Annotated in this window: 22 protein-coding genes and 4 pseudogenes; 12 read left to right on the plus strand and 14 right to left on the minus strand. The window is 47.5% G+C overall.

Annotation, left to right across the window (positions count from 1 at the left end; all coding sequences use genetic code 11):
* Positions 1 to 331: 331 nt before the first annotated feature.
* Positions 332 to 898 carry an aminotransferase class I/II-fold pyridoxal phosphate-dependent enzyme gene (locus JCM11969_RS19985; protein WP_263850069.1) on the minus strand — a complete coding sequence of 189 codons (567 nt, stop codon included), beginning with the start codon at positions 896 to 898 and terminating at the stop codon, positions 332 to 334.
* Positions 895 to 1869: an aminotransferase-like domain-containing protein gene (locus JCM11969_RS19990; RefSeq protein ID WP_263850070.1), complete on the minus strand. Its 975-nt coding sequence runs from the start codon at positions 1867 to 1869 to the stop codon at positions 895 to 897. Before JCM11969_RS19990 ends, JCM11969_RS19985 begins: the two co-directional genes overlap by 4 nt.
* Before the next feature lie 40 nt (positions 1870 to 1909).
* Here JCM11969_RS19990 and pdxS point away from each other — a divergent pair.
* Both pdxS and pdxT read left to right on the plus strand, forming a co-directional pair.
* Positions 1910 to 2796: pseudogene (gene pdxS / locus JCM11969_RS12380) on the plus strand (pyridoxal 5'-phosphate synthase lyase subunit PdxS).
* An 11-nt stretch (positions 2797 to 2807) separates the two neighbouring features.
* A pseudogene (gene pdxT, locus JCM11969_RS12385) lies at positions 2808 to 3379 on the plus strand (pyridoxal 5'-phosphate synthase glutaminase subunit PdxT).
* Positions 3380 to 3428: 49 nt separating this feature from the next.
* Here pdxT and JCM11969_RS12390 read toward each other — a convergent pair.
* Positions 3429 to 4367: a phosphoglycerate dehydrogenase gene (locus JCM11969_RS12390; RefSeq protein ID WP_054711647.1), complete on the minus strand. Its 939-nt coding sequence runs from the start codon at positions 4365 to 4367 to the stop codon at positions 3429 to 3431.
* Positions 4368 to 4543: 176 nt separating this feature from the next.
* Complete coding sequence (locus JCM11969_RS12395) at positions 4544 to 5134, minus strand: DUF6198 family protein (protein ID WP_369523233.1); 591 nt, start codon at positions 5132 to 5134, stop codon at positions 4544 to 4546.
* Positions 5135 to 5548: 414 nt separating this feature from the next.
* Between JCM11969_RS12395 and JCM11969_RS12400 the strand changes: the two genes are divergently transcribed.
* Both JCM11969_RS12400 and pgmB read left to right on the plus strand, forming a co-directional pair.
* On the plus strand, positions 5549 to 6010 hold the full coding sequence (locus tag JCM11969_RS12400; protein ID WP_054711648.1) for a universal stress protein: 462 nt from the start codon (positions 5549 to 5551) through the stop codon (positions 6008 to 6010).
* A 142-nt stretch (positions 6011 to 6152) separates the two neighbouring features.
* A complete protein-coding gene (gene pgmB, locus JCM11969_RS12405) occupies positions 6153 to 6824 on the plus strand; it encodes a beta-phosphoglucomutase (protein WP_054711649.1) in 672 nt (223 codons plus the stop codon).
* A gap of 39 nt (positions 6825 to 6863) precedes the next feature.
* Here pgmB and JCM11969_RS12410 read toward each other — a convergent pair whose 3' ends face one another.
* The 4 genes from JCM11969_RS12410 to JCM11969_RS20485 form a co-directional block, all read right to left on the minus strand.
* Positions 6864 to 7229, minus strand: a complete 366-nt coding sequence (locus JCM11969_RS12410; RefSeq protein ID WP_054711650.1) for a DUF488 domain-containing protein — start codon at positions 7227 to 7229, stop codon at positions 6864 to 6866.
* 448 nt (positions 7230 to 7677) lie between these two features.
* Positions 7678 to 7845: a hypothetical protein gene (locus JCM11969_RS20475; protein WP_369523234.1), complete on the minus strand. Its 168-nt coding sequence runs from the start codon at positions 7843 to 7845 to the stop codon at positions 7678 to 7680.
* Entirely contained in the window at positions 7845 to 8711 is an 867-nt protein-coding gene (locus JCM11969_RS20480; RefSeq protein WP_369523235.1) for an MMPL family transporter, read from the minus strand. The genes JCM11969_RS20475 and JCM11969_RS20480 overlap by 1 nt, the downstream gene beginning before the upstream one ends.
* A gap of 68 nt (positions 8712 to 8779) precedes the next feature.
* The gene (locus JCM11969_RS20485) at positions 8780 to 10582 is read right to left on the minus strand and encodes an MMPL family transporter (protein WP_369523236.1); all 1803 of its coding nucleotides are present in this window, start codon (positions 10580 to 10582) and stop codon (positions 8780 to 8782) included.
* Between the two features lie 181 nt (positions 10583 to 10763).
* Here JCM11969_RS20485 and JCM11969_RS12420 point away from each other — a divergent pair, with 181 nt between their 5' ends.
* Positions 10764 to 11390: a TetR/AcrR family transcriptional regulator gene (locus JCM11969_RS12420; protein ID WP_054711651.1), complete on the plus strand. Its 627-nt coding sequence runs from the start codon at positions 10764 to 10766 to the stop codon at positions 11388 to 11390.
* On the opposite strand, the pseudogene JCM11969_RS12425 reads toward JCM11969_RS12420, so the two are convergent.
* From JCM11969_RS12425 to JCM11969_RS12435, 4 genes and pseudogenes are all read right to left on the minus strand, one after another.
* Positions 11320 to 12042 (minus strand): annotated as a pseudogene (locus JCM11969_RS12425) (demethylmenaquinone methyltransferase). The gene JCM11969_RS12420 and the pseudogene JCM11969_RS12425 sit on opposite strands and share 71 nt — an antisense overlap.
* Positions 12043 to 12171: 129 nt before the next feature.
* On the minus strand, positions 12172 to 12963 hold the full coding sequence (gene map / locus JCM11969_RS12430; RefSeq protein WP_054711653.1) for a type I methionyl aminopeptidase: 792 nt from the start codon (positions 12961 to 12963) through the stop codon (positions 12172 to 12174).
* 528 nt (positions 12964 to 13491) lie between these two features.
* Positions 13492 to 13662 carry a hypothetical protein gene (locus JCM11969_RS18250; RefSeq protein ID WP_169790394.1) on the minus strand — a complete coding sequence of 57 codons (171 nt, stop codon included), beginning with the start codon at positions 13660 to 13662 and terminating at the stop codon, positions 13492 to 13494.
* 70 nt (positions 13663 to 13732) lie between these two features.
* Entirely contained in the window at positions 13733 to 14437 is a 705-nt protein-coding gene (locus JCM11969_RS12435) for a zinc metallopeptidase (RefSeq protein ID WP_054711655.1), read from the minus strand.
* Positions 14438 to 14669: 232 nt separating this feature from the next.
* On the opposite strand from JCM11969_RS12435, the pseudogene JCM11969_RS12440 reads away from it, so the two are divergent.
* From JCM11969_RS12440 to JCM11969_RS12465, 6 genes and pseudogenes are all read left to right on the plus strand, one after another.
* A pseudogene (locus JCM11969_RS12440) lies at positions 14670 to 16045 on the plus strand (MFS transporter).
* 757 nt (positions 16046 to 16802) lie between these two features.
* Complete coding sequence (locus JCM11969_RS12445) at positions 16803 to 17450, plus strand: nitroreductase (RefSeq protein WP_054711657.1); 648 nt, start codon at positions 16803 to 16805, stop codon at positions 17448 to 17450.
* Positions 17451 to 17742: 292 nt separating this feature from the next.
* Positions 17743 to 19443 (plus strand): hypothetical protein, encoded by a 1701-nt coding sequence (locus JCM11969_RS12450; protein WP_054711659.1) that lies wholly within the window; start codon positions 17743 to 17745, stop codon positions 19441 to 19443.
* Between the two features lie 194 nt (positions 19444 to 19637).
* Positions 19638 to 19913, plus strand: a complete 276-nt coding sequence (locus tag JCM11969_RS12455) for a helix-turn-helix transcriptional regulator (RefSeq protein ID WP_054711661.1) — start codon at positions 19638 to 19640, stop codon at positions 19911 to 19913.
* Between the two features lie 36 nt (positions 19914 to 19949).
* The gene (locus JCM11969_RS12460) at positions 19950 to 20294 is read left to right on the plus strand and encodes a helix-turn-helix domain-containing protein (protein WP_054711664.1); all 345 of its coding nucleotides are present in this window, start codon (positions 19950 to 19952) and stop codon (positions 20292 to 20294) included.
* A complete protein-coding gene (locus tag JCM11969_RS12465) occupies positions 20251 to 20541 on the plus strand; it encodes a hypothetical protein (RefSeq protein WP_054711666.1) in 291 nt (96 codons plus the stop codon). The genes JCM11969_RS12460 and JCM11969_RS12465 overlap by 44 nt, the downstream gene beginning before the upstream one ends.
* Positions 20542 to 20645: 104 nt before the next feature.
* Here the strand turns inward: JCM11969_RS12465 and JCM11969_RS12470 are convergent, their stop codons facing one another.
* Positions 20646 to 21626, minus strand: coding sequence for a DUF2252 family protein (locus JCM11969_RS12470; protein WP_263850071.1), 981 nt, complete (start codon positions 21624 to 21626; stop codon positions 20646 to 20648).
* Positions 21580 to 22029 carry a DUF2252 family protein gene (locus tag JCM11969_RS19995; RefSeq protein ID WP_263850072.1) on the minus strand — a complete coding sequence of 150 codons (450 nt, stop codon included), beginning with the start codon at positions 22027 to 22029 and terminating at the stop codon, positions 21580 to 21582. Before JCM11969_RS19995 ends, JCM11969_RS12470 begins: the two co-directional genes overlap by 47 nt.
* A 969-nt stretch (positions 22030 to 22998) precedes the next feature.
* Between JCM11969_RS19995 and JCM11969_RS12475 the strand changes: the two genes are divergently transcribed.
* Positions 22999 to 24730 (plus strand): phospho-sugar mutase (locus JCM11969_RS12475; protein ID WP_054711667.1); only part of this gene is annotated, 1732 nt, incomplete at its 3' end.

The raw sequence follows: 24730 nt of genomic DNA on the forward strand, positions 1-24730 counted from the left end.
CCTTACACAGGAGCCCTCAGCCTTGCGGAGCGCGTTACGGCACGGTAGCCAAGAAAGACGCTGACTTTTAAACCTAAAGTCGGCAAAACCATTCAAAGCAAATAACACGCAAAGATAAATACTGCAATTAAAAAACAGCCTTAGAAATCAATCCGATTTCTAAGGCTGTTTGTTTTCTATGGGAAGGAGGGCGTTAAACCTCTTTCTAGGCAACCGTGCCGAAACGAGTTTCGGAAAACAGAAAGCTGCGCGTAAGCCAGCTCTGACAGAAAGGCCAAGTTCGGGCCTTTCTGCCAGAGCTAGCTTACACTCCGCTTCCTCCCGTTTTCCTTCACTCTCTATCCATCAGTTGCCCCATCACCCGTGCCCATTTTCTTGTCAGCTCCGGCACTAAAGCGTCAGTAAAATTCGTAAAGCTAAGCCGTAACTGGTTCTTAGTCACCCCAAACAAAAATCCGGGACGAACTAGCAGTTCATTATTTAAAAACAACGTGTAATCCGATGGCACCAGTTCATGTGGCAGATTCAAAGTGACCCACACATTATTGCCGTTTACCGGTGGCTGAATCGTTAACCGACCAGCAGACTCAAACGGGGTCAAAGCTCGTTTGAGATTGTCGTAACGGGTCTGAAGCTGGGCATTTTGCTGGTGTAATTGGGCTGCTAAATTAGGCTGAGTTAAGAATTGGGAAGCGACTAACTGCGGAAATATACTGATACCAGATTCCATTTCCTGCCGAATATTGGCCAACCGATCCACAAGCTGTGGCGGGGCAATCAACCAGCCAATCCGCGCGTTGGCACCAATCAGTGATGACAGCGAGCCGATGTAGAGCACGTTATCAGGATCGAGCGCCTTTAAAGGTTTGATTGCTGCCCCAGTGAGTGCGAGGTTCATGCCCAACGGATCATCTTCACGATGGGAAGTTTGAGTTCTTGACACTTTGCAATCAACGCTTGCCGTGCGTGAAGCGGCATGGTTTGTCCGGTTGGATTCTGCCCGGTTGGATTCACAAAAAGAAACCGTAAGTGGTGGCGGTAGTATAGCCGTTGCAACTCATCTAGATCCAAACTGCCATCAGGACTTAACGGAATACCAAGTACTCGGATCCCAGCGGCTTGAAACAGTGACAGTTGGTAAAAGTACGATGGCTTTTCAATCGCAATCGCATCACCATACTGTAAGAGTCCCTGAGCAATCAAATAAAATGCCTGTTGCGCCCCGGATGTGATCAGAAGCTGGTTTGCTGTCAAAGGTTGGTCCAGGTAGGTCGTTAAATGACGTATCAGCTGGTCCTTTAAGGCTGCTGAACCGCTAATGTTGACGTGCCGTTCCTGTGCCACAAGCTGGTTGCCGGACAACGCAGTCATTTCCACCGGTAATGCGAGGTCGGCACCAATACTTGAGTGGGCGAGGTTGATCACGTGCGGCTGCCCGTCTAGTTGGCGAAGGCGAACCATATAGTTATCTGGATCGCTCAACCGGTTAGCGGTGAGATAGCTTTGCCAGTCCACTTTTTGGGAGAGCACGCCCCACTTACCAGAGTTGACCCAGGTGCCGCTACCGACTCGGCGTTCCAGAATGCCGCGGCTGACCAGTTCATTAAAGGCGTGCTGAACGGTTGACCGGTTGACGTTTAATTGTTTGGCTAATTGCCGTTCTGGCGGCAGTTGCTGACCCGGTAAAAGGGTGCCCTCTTGCAAGCCGGTCGTAATCAGTTGAATGATTTTTTGATAGGGCGGTTGTGTCCCTGAAGGTAAGTCCCACTGCATGTTAAGCCCCACTTTCAAAAATTGGTTGGGATAATTGCCTGCCAATTGGTGGTAGGCTTTTTCATTAGAATACCATAAGATGAGTTCACGTTTCAATTAGAAAAAACACATTTAAACGAGAGGAAGTTTGTGGGTTATGGTAGAAACTGGAACAACACTTGTTAAACGAGGTATGGCTGAAATGCAAAAGGGCGGCGTCATTATGGACGTGGCGAACGTGGAACAGGCTAAGGTCGCTGAAGATGCTGGCGCCGTTGCCGTTATGGCACTGGAACGCGTCCCATCAGATATTCGAGCGGCTGGCGGCGTTGCCCGGATGTCCGACCCTGCGATGGTTGAGTCCATCATGAATGCAGTGACCATTCCGGTTATGGCAAAATGCCGCATCGGCACATCGCCGAAGCCCGGATCTTGGAAGCTATTGGGGTTGATTACATAGATGAAAGTGAAGTACTGACACCAGCGGACAATAACTATCACATCGATAAAAACGACTTCAAGGTGCCATTTGTTTGCGGTTGCCGTGATCTTGGTGAGGCACTGCGCCGGGTCGGTGAAGGCTCATCAATGCTGCGGACGAAGGGTGAACCCGGGACAGGGAACATCATTGAAGCCGTTCGGCACATGCAGAAAGTCAACGAGCAGATTCGCCAGGTCACGTCAGCTAAACCAGAGCACCTCATGGCGATTGCTCGCGATCTCAGAGCGACTTACGAACTTGTGAAACAGGTTCATGATCTTGGAAAATTACCGGTCGTTAATTTTGCGGCTGGTGGTGTTTCAACGCCTGCCGACGCCGCACTGATGATGAATTTAGGTGCCGATGGGATCTTTGTTGGCTCAGGAATCTTTAAGTCTGAAAATCCTGCGAAGTTTGCGAAGGCAATCGTTACGGCAACGGCGCACCCAACTGATTACAGTCTGATTGCTGAAGTGTCAAAGAACTTGGGCAACCCAATGAAGGGAATCGAATTATCAACGCTGACGGAGGACCAAAAGATGGCACCCCGCGGTGTTGAATAGGAGGTGCTGATATGGAGATTGGCGTTTTAGGGTTGCAGGGTGCGGTCAGTGAGCACGAACGTCTATTGACTGCCTGTGGTGCAACGACTCGTCGGGTCACGACGGCAAACGATTTTGAGGGGCTTGACGGCATCGTGATTCCCGGCGGTGAAAGTACCGCTATTCGGAAATTGTTAGTCCGCGAAAACATGTTGGTGCCGCTGCGAGAGTTGATTGCAAAGGGCTTGCCAACGTTTGGTACCTGTGCGGGTATGGTGTTGTTAGCCCAACCTGAGAGTCTAGCCGGGATTCATGCAGATGTTGCGCGCAACGGGTTTGGCCGGCAGCGGGACAGCTTTGAAACTGACCTAACCGTTCCAGGCTGGAATACGCCATTTCCAGGCGTGTTCATCCGGGCACCGTATTTGAAGTCGGTCAGTGGTCCAACCGAGACACTTATTACCTTGAGCGATGGCCGCATTGTCGCAGCACGTGAAAAAATGTCCTTACGACAGCGTTTCATCCGGAACTGACAGGCGATACGCGGTTTCACCAATACTTTCTTGATGAGTTTGTGAGGACGCCTGTGAAGCAGACACACTAAACCACAACGAAAAACGCCCACGACCTTGAAAAAGGTGCGGGCGTTTTTGCTATTCTGGTTGGTTAACTGCCCAGTCAGGGGTCTGACCAGACAGGACTTGATCAATCATTTTAGACGCACCAACGGCCATGCGATTGTGGGCTTCTAACGTCTGTGCAGCTGTGTGTGGTGTCAAAAAGACGTTGTCTAGATCGAACAGGGGACTGTCAGTTGGTAACGGTTCCTGGTCAAACACATCCAGCGCTGCACTTTCAATCGTGTGCGTTTTCAGTGCGGTGATCATTGCGTCTTCGTTGATGATCGGACCACGTGCCAAATTAATAATTGAAGCGGTTGGTTTCATCATTTCAAATTCAGCCTGACTGATCCGACCTTCAGTTTCGGGCGTTGCAGCGAGGTGGATCGTAATGTAGTCCGATTCTTTAAACAGCGTGTCCCAATCAACGAAGGTTCCATAAGTGGTTTCACGTGGGGTACGATTATAGATCAATACGTTGACGTCAAAGCCGGACAAAATTTTAGCAACACTTTGCCCAATGTGGCCGTAGCCAACGATGCCAACTGTTGACCCAGCGACATCTCGGCCCATTAATTTGAGGGCACCACTGAGGTCGCCGGCGCGCATTTTTTGGGAGATCCAGGGACTGCGCTTGGCAAGCAATAGCAGGTCGGACACAGCGGATTCAGCAACACTTACGGCGTTGGCACCTGGTGTATTGGTTACCCAGACACCTTTGGTTGCCGCGTACTGGGCGTCAACACTGTCGTAGCCAACACCATAACGGGCAAGTACTTTTAAATTTGGCAACTTGTCATAGATCGTATTTGGAATAGGGGCGACAAAGAGAATCGCTGCTGAAACATCAGGATGATCAAGCAAAGCTTGCTCAGTTACATTCGGAACGGTGATAATATCGTAGCCCTTTTCTTTTAAATAATGATTTGATAGGGTATCCGCCGTAGCTGGCATAATAATTTTAGGCTTCATAATCGATGGTTCCTTTCTATCACGTGGGTTTAGTATACGATAAGTTTACCACTGAATGATTTTTAAGGGCAAAGAGACAGGCCGGCACACCGTCGATTTAATCTGTTACAACCGTTGATGCTTCAACTTACGAAAGACCCATTTATCACTCGTTGCGATAAAGCTACCCTGAAAGATCAGGCGACCAGCGTCCCAATATTGACGGCCCAAATAGTGTGTTTAACGATCAGTGTAATGATGATGATCGTAATCGGGGTCGCGTAGGCGACAAGTTGGGCAAGAATGGCGTTCCCGTGGAGAAAACGGAAGCGAATGATCTGCATCAGGTCATCGTTTGGATGCAAGATCAAATTGATGCGCTGGTAGATCGAGATGCCAGCTGCAATCAGCATGATACCCACAATGTCTAACAGCACTCGAGGAATGAGCGGCAAGCTATTGATGCTCGACCTGACCATGAGCGCCGCCAGACCACTGACCAAATAACTAAACGGGATCATGAAACAAAAATTCCCCAGCATCCGGTGCCAATCCGCGTGGTGCAGCAACACAGCGTTCACCGCAACCACGGCGACCCCTTCGAGCAGCAACATGTTACCTAGGCTGACGGGAAAGAGGTGCGAGAGATTGACCGCTGAGGCCGTCCACATGGCGCTCCCAAGATTGAGAGACACTGTGAGTGCGTTACCGAGACTATTGATCATAATCGAGACGAGAAGCAGCACAAAATCGCCGAATATAGTGGGTTTTCCATTTGCCTGGTACATTGATTTACTCCTTTTTTAAACGTCCTTAAGGCGCCGAATTGACGCTCACAAGTCAACATGATACCACAATTGCGTCTGTCTGAAAGCGATACCGAAAGATCCATGAAATTAATTTGAGAATTTAGTCATTAAGAATTGCGTAAATGCGTCACAACTTATAAAATAACGGTGTGACCACAGAAAAAGTAAAACGTAGAGGTGGTTACCATTCATACTTGTCTTTCTATTGGTTAATGAGCAATGACACCCTGCCAAGTGTTAACGCTATGAAGGCTAGACTGTGACCACAGTTTATAAATTTTGTTGACGTCATATGTCAATTCAACTAAGAAAGGGAAGCTATATTTTCTTTCTGAGTACAGCTACGCAATTGCGCTGACTTTTCTACGTTTAATATAGTAGGTAATTTTAAAAATGTCAGAACCAGATGAATTTACACCACTTTTCTTCAATCGGGTCTTACTGACCGTGGATGAAGATGATAGCACCTCTACACAGCGGGCATTCCGCTATGCCGTCACTGTTGCGCGCGACTACCAGGCCCATTTGGGTGTGTGTTCCGTGATTGAGAGTCAGGATATTAACATCTATGACTCAATGACGCCTTCTAAGGTTCAGGAAAAGCGTGACGCTGTTCAGGCCGTTGTGGACCGCTATGCTGCGGACGCAAAGAAGGCCGGTATCAAAGATGTGACTGGCTTTGTGGGTGAAGGCGGCGATGTTGACGATACGATCCTTGATGAGATCATTCCTGATTTCCAACCGGATCTGATCGTTTGTGGTGCTGATACGCAGTTTGCAAGTCACCGAGTTGCAGGCACCGTCAGCGTTCAACTGGCAAAAAAGGCGCCGGCTTCTGTCATCGTTGTCAGATAACAAGGCGTCCCTCACCGTTTTAGACGGCGGACGCGTTAAAATAAGGCACGGGAGAGGCTCTCGTGCTTTATTATTTTTCTTTTATGCAACCGTTTGCAATGCTATAATATAACCAATTAAACCGGTAAAGAAGGGGAGTACAATGACATCGTTTTCGCAACTTAAGGGCTGTCTGTTCGACCTCCATGGCGTCATTGCGGATTCGTCGACCTACCACACCCAAGCCTGGCATCAATTGGCAACTGATCTGGGGGTCACGTGGACGCAACACTTAGCAGACCAGTTACTCGGCATGAGTCGTGACGCGGCGGTTGACACCATTTTAGCTGCTGGTAATATGACGCAGGCTTTTACGGATGCCGAGAAACGCACGCTTGGCGACCGCAAAAACCAATACTACTTGGCGCTGATACAAACCATGTCCCCAAAGGATATTTTGCCAGGAATCACCCCATTTTTAAACGAGCTTCAGGCAAACGGCTACGGGATCGTTTTGGCTTCAGCTTCGGTGAATGCCCCTGTTGAGATTCAAAAAATGCAGCTGACCGACTACTTTCCACTGATTGTCGACCCCAAAACACTTCAGCATAATAAGCCGGACCCTGAGATCTACGTTCGCGCAGCTGAATTGTTAGATTTGGCGCCAGACCAATGCATGGGCTTTGAAGACTCTCAACCTGGATTAGCAGCTCTGAATGGGTCAGGGGCGCTATCCGTTGGCGTTGGTGAGCCAGACGAAATTAAGTCCGCTGATGTTCAGTTACCAAGTACGCAGGCACTGACGCTCGCAAATATTGAACGGGCGTTGCTTTAAAAAATAGTCCTCATTCACGATTGTGAGTGAGGACTATTTTTAGGGTTGCAGTTGTTTTTCGATAAATTCTTGGAGCACCACAGCTTGATTATGCGTTTCGTCTTTGGCACCAAACAACATGATCACATTACCATGGTTGAGTTTGTCTTTGATGAGCGCTAAAAACTCTGGAAGATCCGGATTGGCAGTCAATTCAGCTTCATACCGCGTTTTAAATTCTGGATATTTTTCGGGTTCGTGATTAAACCATTGGCGCAACTCCTTTGTCGGCGCAATGTTTTTAAACCAGTCATCTAACGCTGCGTTGACTTTCGAGATCCCACGCGGCCAGACCCGATCCACCAAGATTCGGTAACCATTCATATCAACTGGTTTCGTATAGATCCGTTCAATTTTTAAGGGCATCTCAATCACCTTCCTCTTATGGGTCACTATACCATAACTTGATTTAAACGTAACGGATGTTGACTGCATGACACGTGTCTTGGTTTTAAGACCACCACCGTGAATAAAAAAGGGCGCTATTACGGCGTCCTTTTTGCAGTCTTGAGTGATTTTAAATTGTGCCACTACACTACGATAGTTGTAATTGTCATCATAGATGATAAGGCTTCATAAGTGGCGTCATGAAACCTGTTAATCAATTGTAACATGTGACAACCATATTGTGTGAGAAGCATTGCTATCGATGGTTTGACACGCAGTCGAGGGCGAATTCTCCGCAAACTAGGGTTACGCCATTGTGATGCTTAACCTGTGGTAACAAGTAAGCTCAACGTAAGTGGAATGGAGCCAAATGGCGGAATGCAACGGACAATTATCATCTATCCATAAGTTTCCCAATAATGAAAACTTAATCTTCACGCTGTTTTTGATCCTTATCATACATCTTGTCATGCACATAAGGGTAAGTGAATTTGACCATGATCGGCATGATGGTTGGTAACATAAAGACGAGCAGGATAAGCCCAACGATGACGGCGAGGGCGACTTGAATCAGTGTCGTGACGCCAGATGGCATCAGGCTGCGAAGGTCCCACCAAGGATGATAGCGGCGGAGATAACGGTTGTCCCAATCAGGGCGGACGAATTAATGATCCGTTTTCGAACATCCTGGATGGTACCCGCATCGTCTCTGTATCTCATCATAAGGAAGATACTGTAGTCAGTGCCAAGCGCAATCAGCATGATGAAGCTAAAGAATGGTGTGTTCCAGGTCAATAGTGATTGTGACAGGAAGGTGGCTGAGAGCCACTTAGTGATGGAGAGGGCACTGTAGTAGGCAACGGTCAGCGTCCCAATAATGGTCATCGGTTGAATCAATGACCGGGTCACAAACATCAACGCGATGCCGATACCGACGAGCATAATAACGACCGTTCGTTTGAAATCAGAGTTGGCTAATTTCTGAAGGTCGGCGGTCTGAGAGGTTTCGCCGCCAATTTTTACCTTATCGTTTTTCAGCGTGCCGTGCTTTAGTTTTGCGTGTACGTCACTCGTAATCTGGTTGAGTTGGTTAGCAGCCTTGGTCGAACTTGGGTCGTGGTCTAAGACGACTGTGATCTCCGCAATTTTGCGGTTGCTTGACATGTAGGCATCCATTGATGGTTTGAAGGTGCTAGAGCTGAGTTGGCTCTTTGGCATGTAGAAGTCATTCCCTACGTAAGAGCTTTGCAGTTCCTTCAGGTAAGCATTTACTGTTGCGGTGCCCTTGCCAATTTTGCCTAGCGACTCATTAGCGGTCGTTAAACCAGCCTGTAATTGCTTCGTTTGCGACTGGACCTGCTTAAGTTTGGCGCTCATTTCCTGAACGCCGGTGTTGACTTGTGTGCTGGCACTGGCCACGGATTGAGCACCGGAAACGAGCTTGGTGCCGCTGCTGGTCAATTGTGATGCACCGCTGCTCAGTTGTGAACTGCTGGAAGCAAACGGGGAGACAGCACTATTCAGCTGACCTAAGCCACTAGATAACTGTGAGGACCTGTCGCTAACTGGGCAGTGCTTGCGTGCAAGGTTGGAACGGCGATTGTTTGCTGGTTTAAGGCAATCGCACCGGTCGCTAATTGTTGGCTGGCCTTGTTTAATTGACTCACACTGCTGCTTAGCTGTGACGCACCACTAGTCAGTTGCGCGGTGCCGCTGGTCATCTGGTTGACGCCAGAAGTGTACGTTGACACGCCTGAGCTTAACTGCTGAGCGCCCGACTGCAATTTAGCAGTGCCGGCTGTTAGTTCATTGAGTTGTGAAGTACTGCTGCTGGAACTGGCTGAACTCAATTGTGTGTTTGCTTGGTTCAAGCCCGTTTCGACTTTCTTTAAGCCGGCGTTTGCCTCATTTAACCCAGTCACCAGCTGACTTAACTGGCTCTTGAGGTAAAGGGCTTTGATTTTTGAGCCGCCTGGCTGGGTGACGGAAGTGACTGTCTTCACACCTGGTTCTGCCCGCAGGTAATCAGTGAGGTCGTCGATGGCAGCGAGGTCTTTTTGATTGTTGAGGCCGTTTTTACTTTCAATATAAACGGTTGAGGTGCCTGACATACCGGCTGGGAAATGTTTTTGAATCAGATTATAGCCGGCCTTAGATTCAATCGTATCAGGAAGTTCATCCGCATTATTAAAATTGAGTTTTTGTGAACTAGTGAGAACCAACGGCACAAAGATGACCAGTAAAACGATGATGGCGGTCACTGTGTGCGACATGGCACCGGTTGAGATGGCTTCCCAGAGCCGGTTGCGACCATGCGCGTTCAGGTTCTTGCTTGGCCAAAACATCGCGCGACCCATGGTGGTCATGAAGAACATGTTCAGGGTCAGTAAAACGGCGAGTAGCACGATGACCCCAATGGCAACCCCAACGGCGGATTGGTAAAACGAGAATTTAGCAAGCCCGAGGACTAAGAATCCAATCAGGACGGATGAGCCACTATAGAGAATTGTCCGGCCGGCGTGTTGTCGAGCCGTATTAGCGGCTTCGGTTGCGTCAAGACCGTTTGCGAGTTCCTCTTTAAACCGGTTATAGAGCAGAATATTGTAGTCGGTCCCGATCCCAAACAAGACAACAACCATAAAGATCTGGGTGAAGTTTGAAATGGGGAAACTGACGGCTTTAGCGAGGTTCATGACAATGTTAGATGAAATCAAGTAGGACAGGCCAACGGTCAGTAGTGAGATGAGCGGGACTGGTAGTGCTCGGAAGACCAGAATTAAAACGATAAAGATGAAGATGGCTGCAATAATCTCGGTCTTCTTCAATCCGGCTTGCGTCACCGTGGAGAAGTCGTCATTCAACAGATCACTGCCAGTCACGTAGGTCCGCACACCCTTGGTCTTGACGTGGTTGCGAATGATGTTTGCCTGTTTGCTGATGGCGGTGCCTTTTTCAACGTTGATCATGGCTAACTGGGTTGACTTATCTTTTGAAGTCAGCTCTTTTTTGGCTTGTGCGTTTTGGTTGGCGCTCGTAATGCTCGTGATATTCAGCTGTTTGTCGTTATTGACACGGTGAATCGCCTTGGTGATATGACGATTATCACTAGCCGACAACTTACCGTTCTTTTTATTAAATACAACGATCAGCGACCGCACATTCTTGTTGCCGGACGCTTTCTTTTCAATGGTCTGCGCCACCTGGCTTTGCATATCCGATGGCAACGTCACTGAGCCGTGCTGCCGAACGAGTGACGACACGTTTGGCATCGTTACGATGGCCGCAATGGCAATGATGATCCAAACAATCAGCGAAATGCATGGTGTTTCCATAATTGCTGCATAATTTCTCTTCCCCTTTTTTCCTTATAGATTAATAAACGAGTGATTAAATTTAGACACTTGTATAAGTTTAAGTATGATGATAAACTCGCAGGGAACAGGATTCAACTCACAAAAAAAGGATCCCGTCTAAATTTAGACAGAAACCTGAAAATGCAAAAGGAGTGTTTTCATGAAGTACGACCTACACAGAAAGCCGACCCGGGGCGCGAAACGGACCCTTGATGCGTTCTTTCACACAACACTGGCACTCTTAGCAGTGAAACCATTTGAGGCGATCAACGTCAATGAGATCTGCAACAAGAGCGATTTTCCGAGAGCGACCTTTTACAATTATTTTGATGATAAGTACGATCTGATGAACTTTTGCTGGTACATGCTTGCAAAGGATGTCGGTATTCAAAACGCTGATGAATATAAAAGCAATGAAGTGCTGACCCTCTATTTTGACCGGTTGTACGATATTTTTGAAAACAATAGTCGCTTATTGAACAGTATTTTAAAACACAATGATGCGGATGGAACGCTCCTCGATAGTTTTACAAACTTCCTGCGTCGTACAGTCCAAAAAGTCTTTACCCAACTTTTTGGCGATAAGCAGTACCGGGTGCCCGTTGAACTCATGGTCGACCACTGTGCGTCAACGGTAATGATGTTGCTGGAATGGATCTTTTTAAAGGAACAGCCAACGACAAAGGAACAGGCTCATCAGTATCTGGCTATTTTGATCAGTGACCCGAATATGGTCGTTTGCCCAGGTGAAGTGTCGCCGCACCAAGATCAAATTGCTGATAAGTGACATCGCGTAAGCCAACGTCCTGGAACATGGTTTTCAGCTGCTCGGCTGTGACGAATTCCGCGGTCGTGCGCTGCAAATAGCGTAGTCATCATAGTTATGCACGGCCAGTTTTGTCATCATGGGGACAAGGTTGAAGTAGATCTGCCAGCCCAAATGGATAATCGGTTGGGTCGCTGTGAGGTTTCCAAACAGGCCACCTGACCGCCGGGGTGGATCACCCGAGCCATTTCGCTGAGCACTTGACTGGCATCGGGCACATTGCGCAACCCAAACCCAATTGTCGCTGCGTCAAAGGTGTCGTCAGGTAGGGGAGATGCATAGCGTCGCCCTGGACAAGGGTAATGCGGTCTTCAAAATGGACCGCCTCGACCTTTTTCTTTGCTATCGCTAGCATCTCTTCGCTAAAGTCTAACCCAACCACGTGACCAGCTGGCCCCACGGCTTTTGCAAGTGCAATCGTCCAGTCACCAGTGCCACAACAAAGATCAATGGCAAAGTCACCCGGCTTAAGTGCCATTTTCTTCATGGTCACGTTGCGCCAGTGACGGTGCGTATGCAGAGTGATCAAGTTATTCATATCATCATAGTTACCAGCAATTCGGTTAAAGAGCCCCTGAACATTTTCTTCGGGGGTGTTATTGGTTATAGGCATGATGCACCTTCTAGTTTTAGAATAGCAAATTATTCTTATATTGTACCAGAGCTACTCTGTTCTGGAACAATAATTGATTGTAATTTAAAAGCCGCCTTTCCCGTTTTGGGGAAGGGCGGCTTTTGTTGATTATAGATACTTAGCATCCATTTCAGGATCTTGTGACGTTAAAATCTTGGGGCCATCCTTGGTAATGACCAGGGTGTGCTCGTACTGAGCGGATGGCGTGCCATCTGCTGAGGCATAGTATTCCCAAGTGTCACCAGGAACTTGTTTAGAAATGATTTCCCAAGTGCCAGTGTTGACCATGGGTTCAATGGTAATCGTCATGCCTTCACGTAATCGCAAGCCCTTACCCTTTTCACCGTAGTGGGGGACGTTGGGCTGTTCGTGCATCGTTGGCTGAATCCCGTGGCCGATGAGTTCGCGAACGTCGCCCATGTGGTTTTCGTCTTCAACGTAGTGTTGAATCGCGTAACCGATGTCACCGATCCGGTTACCGACAACGGCCTGGTCGATCCCCAAGTAGAGCGCCTTTAAGGTGACGTCCATGAGATGTTGTTTTTCTTCTGAAATCTCGCCGACAGCATAGGTCCAGCAAGAGTCACTCATGAAGCCGTCCAGGTTAACGACCATGTCAACTGCAACGATGTCGCCTTCTTTTAACAGCAATTCCTTACGGGGAATGGCGTGAGCAACTTCATCATTGACGCTGACACAGGTCGCATACTTGTAGCCCTCAAAGCCTTTTTCTTCGGCTTTGGCGCCGTGTTCTTCAATATATTTGTTAGCAAACCGTTCGATATCCCAAGATGAAATACCGGGTTTGATGATGTCACGCAACCCAAGGTGCACACCAGCCAAAATGGCACCAGACTTACGCATCATTTCAATTTCACGAGGTGATTTTAAAGTAATCAAATTCGTTTCTCCTTTGAATTTAGTCTCATGTATTAATGTACACCTTTTGTAGAGTGTGGAGCAAGGCGGTTGAGGGGTGGTGTGTAACGGACTCTGGCAGAAATGCCCGAACTTGGCATTTTTGCCAGAGTCCGTTACACGTTAACCCCTCGCCTTGCGAAACACGTTTCGGCATGGTTGCCAAGAAAGCCGTAGCCATAACTAGTCGGCTGACAGAAAACACAATCCAGGGCCCGTTACACGTTAGACGTGCATAACACGATTCAGCGACCTGACGACAAAAAACAATCAAACCCACAATTCCCGCCAGCAAGAATACAACATCCGCACAAAAAAGCCACCACCACAACTCGCAGCAGTAACCTGTGTATTTGACTGACTAAATAGCTTCATAAAACGCGTCCAGCTTATCTACCTAAACGTGCAACTCCCGGTCATATAAGGCACCCCAGACTAAACTCCAAATTCAGGATTTTAGTCTGGGGTGCCTTATATTCTGGGAGCAAAACCGCCGTTTGTCCCACTCTTCTAAGTTAAACTCGTTACATCGCCATTCTTAATGGCTTTCTTGATCTTGTTTGCTTCATCTAACCGGGATTCAACAATGTACCGCATCGTGACGTCGTTCTTGTCCTTCGCGTCGTTGAACTGTTCGGTTAGAAATTCGATTTGGTCGTTCAAATAAGAAATTAAGTCCATATTTACACCTACTTTACGTGGTCTTCACAGTTTATTATAGCGCTTTTCTACATATTCTGATATGAAAACGCTAATTGTCCCGGTCGCCACCAAAAAGGAGGACTAACCGTAAAAGTTGCAGGAAGGTCGACAGAGCCGCTGCTACGTAAGTGAGGGCGGCTGCTGTCAGCACTTTGCGAACCACTGGCACTTCTTCTTGGGTCAAAACGCCGCCTTCACCAAGAATCTTGAGGGCGCGGTGTGATGCATTGAATTCAACGGGAAGGGTGACCAGTTGAAATAGCAATGCCAGCGAGAACAATAGGATGCCGAGGTGTATTAACGTTTGATTGAAACTCAAAAGCACACCGATCAAAATCAGGGGAAACGATAGTGAGGAGCCGATGTTGGCTAGTGGGACGATGGCTGTTCGGATGCGCATTGGTGCGTAGTTGGTCGCATCTTGAACGGCGTGACCGCATTCATGGGCCGCCACACCGATGGCGGCGACCGAAGTTGAGTTGGCTGTTGATTGTGACAGACTCAGTACCTTTGTTTGTCCGTTGTAGTTATCAGTTAGATTACCAGAAATCTGCGTGACAGCAACGTCGTTAATCCCGGAATGCTGCAGAATATAGTTCGCGGCGTCAGTGCCGGTTACACCGCTGCGGGAGCGGTATTGGTCGTATTTGCGAAACGTACTATTCACGTAGCCGGATGCAACCATGGAGAGCACCAGGCCGATGATCACTAAGAAATACGTGGGGTCAAATAGGGCAAAGATGGGTGATGTCATTCAAGTTCCTCCTTCAGATAGTCTGACTAATGTTGACTAACATTCTATCAAGAAGGACTATAATAGTCACGGAAATTCCTTTAATTTTTTTGAAAGCGCAACAACCAAACTGCCATCAAGCAGGTGTCATCTATCAGGGCATCAGCGAACGCCTGTTTACATTTTTCAATCAAAGGGCTAAGATGAATATAGTTAAGAATTATTCTAAATTGCTTGAGAGGAAGATCATTGTATGTCTGATACAGTTCAATTACACGGCTCACGGCGGTTGTGGTTTATTACCACGCTGCTGATGGGTACTTTTACGATGTCCATTAGTCAGTCAGCCTTGTCGACAGCGTACCCGACGCTGATGCGGTACTTCGGGATCTCCGCGTCAACGGTACAGTGGCTGACCACTGGCTTTATGCTGATTATGTGTGTCATGATGCCAGTCAGTCCCTGGTTGCTGAACAACATTGGTTTAAGCCATTATTCTTATTCGTGTTGCTCACCTTTGATGTTGGGACGTTGCTGATTATTTTGGCACCAAACTTTCCGTTAGTATTACTTGGACGAGCCATGGAAGCCGTCGGGGTCGGCATCTTATTTCCTTCTTATCAAACGGTCTTGCTCACCATTACGCCTAAGGAGAACCGCGGGAGTGCCATGGGGGTTGCCGGTTTGGTCATGGGCTCTGCTTTAGCAGTTGGTCCAATTATTTCCGGTATCGTTTTGAAGTTTACGACTTGGCAGGGGCTCTTCTGGGTCTTCTTAGTCATCATCACGCTGGTCGTGCTACTTGCAACACGGACGATCGTGAACGTGATGCCAAGTGATAAATCAAGTCTGGATTGGCTTTCAGTCATTTGCCTGGTTGGGTTTATCGGTATCCTGTACGTGATCAACTTGATTGGTGAGACCGGTGTCAACTGGCCACTGGCCTGGGGAATCCTAATTGTCAGCGTTCTGGCCATTATTCTGTTTGCAACGCGGCAGTTCAAGTTGGAAACCCCACTGCTTGACCTGCGGGTGTTCGGCGTGGGTCAGTTCAACATTGCCGTTTGGCTGACGGGGCTGTCCTACATTGCGTTGATCGTGGTCACGATTGTCTTTCCGTTATACTATCAAATCATTCTTGGCGTTAGTCCGTTTATTTCTGGGATGGCGCTGGTTCCTGGTGCCGTATTCCTCAGTATTCTGAACCCAATTACGGGGAAACTTGCTGACCGGATCGGATTTAAGGCAGTGCTCCTTTGTGGGATGATCATGATTCTGGTCGGATGGGGATTGCTGGCACTGATCCAGGGCGAAGTTGGTCTCTGGGGCATGATGCCGATTGCGATGTTAATCGAAGGCGGGAACGCATTTGTGATGATGCCGGCGGTCACGCTGGGTGCGGATGCGCTGCCAACCCATCTCGTCTCACACGGGACGGCGGTGATCACAACGATGCGGCAATTGTTAGGGTCCACGGGGGTTGCCGTGGCAACGTTATTATTAACGATTGGTCACGTGAAGACAGCGACACTGGGCAATTTCCATATTGTCTTCTGGGTCTTCTTTATCCTGGAAATTATTGGGTTGTGCCTGGCCTTAGCGTTGAAGAATAAGAAAAAAGAAGTATAGAGAGTGGAAGAAGGCGGTTAAGGAGTGGAGCCTAAGGCTGTTTTGACATAAATCCCTGGGCTTGGGATTTGTGTCGAAGCGGCCTTAGGTGCAACTCCTTGCCTTCTGTAACTCGTTTCGGCATGGTTGCCTAGAGAGTGGCGCACAAGCGGACCCTGACAGAAATTACGGGCTTTGGAATTTGTGTCAGGGTCCGCTTGTGCGCAATCTTTTACTTTATGGAGGGCCCCATTGTTGGGTGATTCAAAGTAGTGTTTTAACGTCGCTTTGTTCCACTGTTCGGCCCTGCAGGCTGAGGTGGGGTCGCTTCGGAGCTATTGAATGTCTTGCCAGAAATTCTAGAATCTCCTACGTCTCCCGTGGTCGTAACCGACTAAAGGACAGCCGCTAACGACCACCGACACCACAGCCTGCAATACCGAACGACTCCACTACGCTATGACTCTGGTCGTGGTCGTCACAGCTAGTAAGTCTTCATAAGTGGTATCACGAAATCTCTATATTAAGTGTTACTGGTGACGGACACATCATGAGAAGCATTGCTGTCAGTAGCCTTACCAGCAGTCGCGAGCCACTACACGAAGTGCCAAATTGCGGAATGCAACGAACTATCACCCAACATTGGAAAGACCCTATCTGTAACTTGTTTCGGCATGGTTGCCTAGAAAGAGAGTGGCGGACGCGTTTCCTCCACTCTCTTTTTGCGTTATGATAACCCTAGCCAGAAATAACCTCACTTAGATAGGAAGATGACACAATGGAATTTGATGACGTAATCAATGCACGGCACTCTGTCAGAGCGTATAGCGACAAGCAAGTTGATAAGTCGCTGTTAACTGAACTTGTGAGTGAAGCAATCAAGAGCCCTTCTTGGGTGAATTCACAACCTTGGAAGGTCTACATTGCAACGGGCGACACCATGCGCCGGCTAGCAGATCAGCAGGCAGATTTAGAATCACGTGATGTTCAGTCGCACCCCGATATTCCTGTTCAACACCGTGAATTGTGGGAAGCACCGCAACAAGCTAATATGCAGGAAAACTCAACGCGGCGTGCCGAATGGGGGACTGAACACGGCGTCAGTTATCCAGAATCGCAGAGGCACCTGTACAATGCGCCAGCAGTCGCCTATTTGACCATCGCCAAATCAAGTCCGCAGTGGTCACTTTACGACCTGGGCAATTTTGCCGAGACGTTGATTCTTGCTGCAACGAACAAGGGTCTCGGGACGATTCCTTCCTATTCACTGGTTAAGTACCCAGAATTAGCACGACAGGCACTTGGCATTCCTGAAAACGAGTTGCTAGTCATCGGCATCGCCATTGGGTATCCTGCGATGTCGCCAATGAACGATTACCGCTCAAAACGGATGGCACTAGACCAAATTTTAACGATCAGCGATTAATTTAACGTTTCAACAATTCACTAGGATTAATAATGTATAAATATTAAAAATATCGTCATTTTTTCTAATTATTTAAAAAAGAAAGACGGTATTTTCACAGAAGTAATTATGATGATAAGATATGAAAACACTGGTACGGCTTCCTTTCCGTACTGTAAAATTAGATGTAAGCGGTTTATATGAAAAAATGCTAATTTTTTATTTATATTTAATTTTTGTATTTTCGTTCGTGTTTAAATAGGCTACAATAGCCTTAAGTCGAGAAACTGACCTGGAAGGAGAATGCGATTTTATGACAGAACCACAAAATGTTGAAACGGCTGCGTTATACATGAACCCAGCCCGCGACGTCGCTGTTATTGATTATAGCAGCAAGTACATGTCAGACATCTTTACCTTGATTAACAGTAAAGAATTGTTTGAAGTCGTTCGTTTATATCTTGAACAACTTAGCCACCACGAGGCAGACTCCGATAATGAGTTTGAGGATACTGACCCGAAAACATACTTGGACACAGTCAAGGCTGTCCTGCTTGACCGTGAGGATGCCTACGATAAGTTCAACCGATATGAAATCCTGGATAGTATTGAAAACTTGTATTCATACTATCGGTCATTCCTCAGAATCGGCGTTTTGAACCTGCATGGTAACGAAGCATCTGCCAACACGTTCATGCAATTAGATGATCAATTTAACAGTCTGGTGATCCGTTCATACCGGACGATTGAAGAAAAACTACAGGGCTTTAAAAACAAGACCTACCGTCAAGTGAGCGCCGGAACCTCCGCCGTTGTCCTGACCCAGTCACACGACTGGCCAATTCCAAAGGGGTACGAATCCCTGAAGCCAATTCGCTTCCTGGACACGTTGAGCTTACGGCCACCAATGATGATGACCACGCCAAGTAACAAGCGTGAAGGGACCTTCACCGCTGTGCCTGACAACCCAATTGATAAGTTCCATGGCGATCGCAAAGAATGGTACTGTTTCCCAGCTAAGATCGGTGAGAGTTTATGCTATATCTACTTCCATCGCGACTACTTCGTAAGCGGTATTTCCCTTGCCAACTTGTTTGAAGTTGCTGACGCTAAGGAAGTTGCCGGCCATAAGCCAGACGAGATCCTGTTATTCGGGATCGATAAGACTGAGGGCGATGTTTGTCACTATCACCATGATGAAGAAAATGACATCTGGGTCGGCGAAGTGCCATACAACGATAAGACCACTTACTTTGGTTACATGAAGAAGATGTGTCTGACGTTGCATAACCTGCACATGATCTACGAGAACCGGTTGCCAATTCACGGCTCAATGGTCCGCATCAAGTTCGCTAACGGTAAGAACAAGAACGTTGTATTCTTTGGTGATTCAGGTGCCGGGAAGTCCGAATCCTTGGAAGCCTTGCAAGAAATCGCTGACGACAAGATCATTAGTTTGGAAACGATTTTCGATGATATGGGCAGCTTCGCCTTTGACGCGGATGGCAACATGTATGCGCAAGGGACTGAAATTGGCGCCTTCGTTCGATTGGATGATCTGAGTTCGGCCGTTGCTTTCAACAACATGGACCGTGGGGTTTACTTGAACCCTGACCGGAAGAACGCCCGGGTTATCATCCCGGCCGACTCATACCGTCGTGTTGTGAAGCATCATCAAGTCGATATGTGGGTCTACGCTAACAACTACGATACCGAAATTGGGATTCACCAATTCGATAACGAAGAAGATGCAAAGGACACCTTCATCACTGGGAAGCGATTTGCGCTTGGAACCACTGATGAAGTCGGCATGAGCACCACCTTCTTTGCCAACCCATTCGGGCCTGTTCAAGAAGAAGAAAAGACTCGGCCAGTTATTGACAAAGTCTTTAATCACTTGTTCAAACAGGGCACTTATGTGGGTGAAATTTACACCCACCTTGGGACTGATAAGTCTAAGGATAGCTTGAACGAATCAGCACAGGAATTGTTGGATGTGCTTTGGAATTCATAAACTGAAATGACACTAAAAGTTCTGTAACTTCCACTTAGGAGGTTACAGAACTTTTTTTGCGTTTAAAAACAACGCAATATTAGGTTACGTAGTTAGAGGTGTTAGGAAAATTAAAATACTTTGACTAATACTTCTAAAACTTAATTTGCTATCATTAAAATGAAAATATCTGAAAACGTGAAGGAGGTTTCCAAATGAGCTTTATTGATGATTACATTGAAAAGAGAAGTAAGACGGATCTAGTCTTTGCTAAGGCTGTTCACCAAGAGGGTTTTAACCTAGCAGCGGCCAAGGCGGTTAAACAATTACGAGGTAGTTTGGGATTGACGCAAAGCGCTTTTGCAACGTTAGTCGGGCAAACACAGTCCACGATTTCGAGGATTGAGACTGGTGACTTTGATTTGTCAGTAGATCTTCTTGGACAGATTGCCAGTGCTGCCGGGAAAAGGTTGCAAATCGAATTTGTTTAAGAAACTAGTTGCCTTTAAGGAAGGAGCAACCACTAAATGTCCGAGATTGAAGAGATGATTCAACAAAGAATCAAGCAGGATCCAAATTTTGTGCACTATTTGAGACAGTTTGAATTCGATACAGCTACTGCCTTTGCTGTTGATGATTTGCGTCATCAACTTAACTTAAATCGTCCAGACTTTGCAAAAAAGATAAAAGTTCCCAAGCGAGTGCTATTGAAATTAGAGTCAGGTGATATGGAAATTACACCTCGTTTACTGAATCAGATAGCAACCAGAACTGGTAGGAAAATCAGGCTTAATTTCATCGATGCAGAAAAAGGTAAGGAGAACGCAAATGAATCTGCACACTCGAAAAATCAACCAGAATCACATGGTTGAAATTCCAGCTGAATTTAATATTGAGCCCGGGATTGCTGTGCGACCTTACCGGTTCAAAAACGGATTTGGTTATGAATTTGTTTCTGACGACCATCTTCATGTGACGGATGATGATATTTTGGCAGAAGTTTTGCGAGAAAATATTCCACGTGAAGCAGTTTTAAGTGAATTTCAGCGACGACGGGCTGCAATTGATCAGGCGTTTAAATTATTGCTGGATGAAATCGTCCGTGGAGAAAAAAGGTAGCTCGCGGCGATGGTATATAAAAGGCAATTTTCCGTCTAAAAAACACGGAACCTCAGATAGAAAATGTTCTCTGAGATGCCGTGTTAAAAAGTTTTTTAACCTATTTAGTTGGTCTTACTAATCTGCTCAGCATCCTTAGCTAAACGATAGAGCTTAAATGCTTGGTAGTCGCCCTTAACTTGTTCGATATAAGCCTGCGACCAGTCAGCAATGGCGGCGTCAAACTTTTCAGAGTGGCCCACGTAGCCAAGAATCATGCCGGCAGTTGGACTCTGTGCGTGCGCGGTCCCAAGAATCCAGGCGCAGGTCTTGGCGTAAGCTTCAAACTGTTCCCAATCGAGCTCGCTGAGGTCGATTGAAGCCTTCATATCCCGGAATTGGCGGACGTAGTAACTCCGAGATGAGCTGGCGAAATAGCCTAAGAATGGGTCGGAAGCCGATTGGAGGATCTTTTGAGAGTAGACGATCCGTTTGCCTTCGTTCTTTTCAAAGGCGGCGCTGGCTTCGTCAGGAATTCGATCCGCTAACTTACGTGTTGGCAGGGCTTCTTTGATCTGCAGCACAAGGTGACTGCCATCCGAACTGGTCAGCAACACAAGGTAGCACCGTGAGCCGAAACTCCCAACGCCAACACTGTGGCGCACGACATCCGTCACCGTAAATTGTGACAGCAGCATGTTCACATCCGGCTGCAAGGTATCGCGGTATGCCGCAAGATAGTCTTCAATGTTTTTCGTTACGTTATCCTTCACATGCTTCGTGCGCGGGGCGTTTTCGTTAAAGAGGCAGGTGCCGTCTTCCTTGGTTGTAGTAAACTTGCGCACGACTTGCTCAGAATCACGTTTACCGGCTTTTTCCATGAGCTTTTTACTGTGTTGAAGTTCGTCCGGAATCGCGTTTAACAAATTTTCGACTTCATTGATTGGGTAGAACCGGTTTAAGGTCGTCCGTTCAAACATCGCGTTCATGCTTTCTCGATAGGAGCGGCCGATGTCTTTGAGTAGCTCAGGCAGCAGTGTCTGATCGAAGTCATCGTGTTCACCGGCAGCAGCATGACACTGACGGCCAGACGCTTGACGTCCCATTCAAATGGTTGATTCCAGCTTCGTCAAAATCGTTCAGATCAAACAATAGATGCCGTTCTGGCGACGCAAACAGGCCAAAGTTACCGACGTGGGCGTCACCACACGTGATGGCATGGATCGGTGAGTTCGTCTGGTGGGCCAAATCAAATTCCATGAGTTCGGCCGTTCCACGGAAGAACGTGAAGAGCGACTCGCTCATCCGCTGGGTACGCTCTGGTAAGAGTTCCGGAATCAGAATCTGACGGACTTGGTCCATGAGCTTGTTGGCACTGCGTTTAATGGGTTTAAAGGTGCCCAGGGTTTCAAAGGGCGCTGTTTTTCGAATGGTTTTGCCGAGCTTTTCCTGTTGGTCAAGCGGTTGACTCACTTGAACCTGGCTAAAACTGTAGGGGCGTACTGACAAAATAAGGACCTTCTTTCAGATGATGCATTTCTTCAACAAGTGTACCATGAGTTGGGTAGAAGCGTTAGTGTGGTGGTTGGAGGTGTGGTGTTGGTGCTTTGCGGGGAGGGATGGTGGGCTTATTTACTGGTACAAAATTCAGAGTTTGATTTTTCTTGTGACACTTTAGAAGTGGCGACGTGCTATTGTTTTATGTAGCAAAAAGTGTTCCGCAAGGGGGCTTTCCATTGTTGGGTGATTCAAAGTAGCACTTTAATGTCGCTTCGTTCCCCCGTTCGGCCCTGCAGACTGAGGTGGGGTCGCTCCGGGGAGCTAGTGAATGTCTTGGCAGAAATTCAAGGATCTCCTACGTCTCCCGTGGTCGTAACCGGCTAAAGGACAGCCGCTAACGACCACCGACACCACAGCCTGCAATGCCGAACGGTTCCACTACGCTATGATCCTGATCGTGGTCGTCGCAGTTATTAGGTCTTCAAAAGTGGCATCACGAAACCTCTATATCAATCGTTACTGGTGACAGACACATCATGAGAAGCATTGCTATCAGTAGCCTTGCCAGCAGTTGAGGGCGGATTCTCTGCGAACTAGTTTTAAAGCTATTGTGATGCTTAACTAGTGTTGAACGGTAGCTCAACGTCAGTGGAATGCAGCAATTTGGCACGGAGCTGTGGTGTCGACATCAGTTAGCGACCGTACTTTGGTCGGTTACTGATGTGCGAGACGACTGAGATCCACTCGAGAGCTGCGCAGCAGAAATCGAGTTAGCTCAGTCGCGAGCCACTACACGGAGTGCCAAATTGCGGAATGCAACGGACTGTCACCTAATATTGGAAAGAACCTCCGCCCTCTAATCGCCTTGCTCCACACTCTTTTACTAAAACTTTTACCATTTCCCTCTACCTGCGTTACAATGAAAGAGGTATAATAAGTAATCGTAAATTAGAGATGAATAAAGAGGAGCGATTTTCGATGAGCTGGAAAGATAACTATCAAACTTGGAAAAACTATCAAGACCTCGATCCACAATTAGCGACTGAATTAGCCGACATGGCGAATGATGAGACGGCACTTGAAGAAGCCTTCACCGCACCCATGTCATTTGGGACAGCTGGGATGCGCGGCTTGATCGGCCCCGGTATTGGACGGATGAACTTGTACACCGTTGGTTCAGCCAGTGAAGGGTTGGCCCGGTTCATGGACACATTAGATGATGCCACAAAACAACGTGGTGTTGCCATTAGCTTTGACTCGCGTTACCAATCGCGTGAGTTTGCCCACCACGCCGCAATGGTTCTGGGTGCTCACAACATTCCTTCCTATGTCTTTGACGATATTCGGCCAACCCCAGAATTGTCGTTTGCCGTTCGTCATTTGCACACCTACGCTGGGATCATGATTACGGCCAGCCATAACCCTAAGCAGTACAATGGGTTTAAAATTTACGGCCAAGATGGTGGTCAAATGCCACCCGTTGAAGCTGATAAGATCACTGAATACGTGCGCAGCATCGACAACCTGTTTACAGTCGCTACCGTTGCTGAACAAAAATTACGGCAAACGAACACCATGCACATCATTGGTGAAGACGTTGATGAAGACTACTTCAAGGGGATTGCTGAAGTGTCTATCAACAATAAGCTGATCGATGAAGTCGGCAAGGACATGACGTTGATCTATACGCCGCTGCATGGGACGGGCCGAGTTATTGGCTACCGTGCTTTGAAAAACGCCGGTTACGACCACTTTACGATGGTCAAGGAACAAGCCATTGCCGACCCTGAATTTCCAACGGTTGAACATCCCAACCCAGAATTCCCAGAAGCCTTCAACATGGCGATTGCTTTAGGCAAGAAACAGGGCGCTGATTTGTTGGTTGCCACCGATCCCGATGCTGACCGTCTCGGCGCCGCTGTACGGATGCCAAATGGCGACTACCAGTTGATGACTGGGAACCAAATTGCCTCCGTTTTGTTGAACTATATTTTGAAAGCTAAGCAAGATTCCAATACCTTGCCAGCTGATGGTTTAGTGGTGAAGTCGATCGTCTCCACTGAATTGGCAACTAAAATTGCTGACCACTATGGCGTGACGATGAAGAACGTCCTGACTGGGTTTAAGTACATCGCAGAACAGATCAAATTGGCCGAAGAAAATCACGACCACACCTTCCTGTTTGGGTTCGAAGAAAGTTTTGGCTACCTGATCAACCCGTTTGTTCGGGATAAGGATGCCATTCAGTCAACGATTCTGTTAGCTGAAGTTGCGGCCTATTACAAACAACAAGGTCTGACACTTTACGATGGGATTCAGCAGCTTTACAAGGAATATGGCTACTACGCTGAAAAGACCACCTTTAAAGAATTTGATGGTGTTGATGGTGCTGACAAGATGGCCGCTATCATGGCTGCTTTGCGGGCCGACAAGCCAACAGAATTTGCGGGTGTCAAAGTGGCAACCACGGATGACTATCAAACGCAAACGGCCACCCATGCTGATGGCACGACTGAAAAACTGGACTTGCCGGTATCCAACGTTTTGAAATACTGGTTAACGGATGGCACCTGGATCGCTGTTCGGCCTTCAGGGACTGAACCAAAGATTAAATTCTACACTGGTACCAGCGGCAAAACTGATGCCGAAGCCAACCAAAATCTCACCAACTTCGTCAACGCACTTGATGAGTGGGTGGCTAAGTTCGATT

It is taken from the genome of Secundilactobacillus paracollinoides DSM 15502 = JCM 11969, assembly GCF_001311135.1.
GTDB classification, from domain to species: domain Bacteria; phylum Bacillota; class Bacilli; order Lactobacillales; family Lactobacillaceae; genus Secundilactobacillus; species Secundilactobacillus paracollinoides.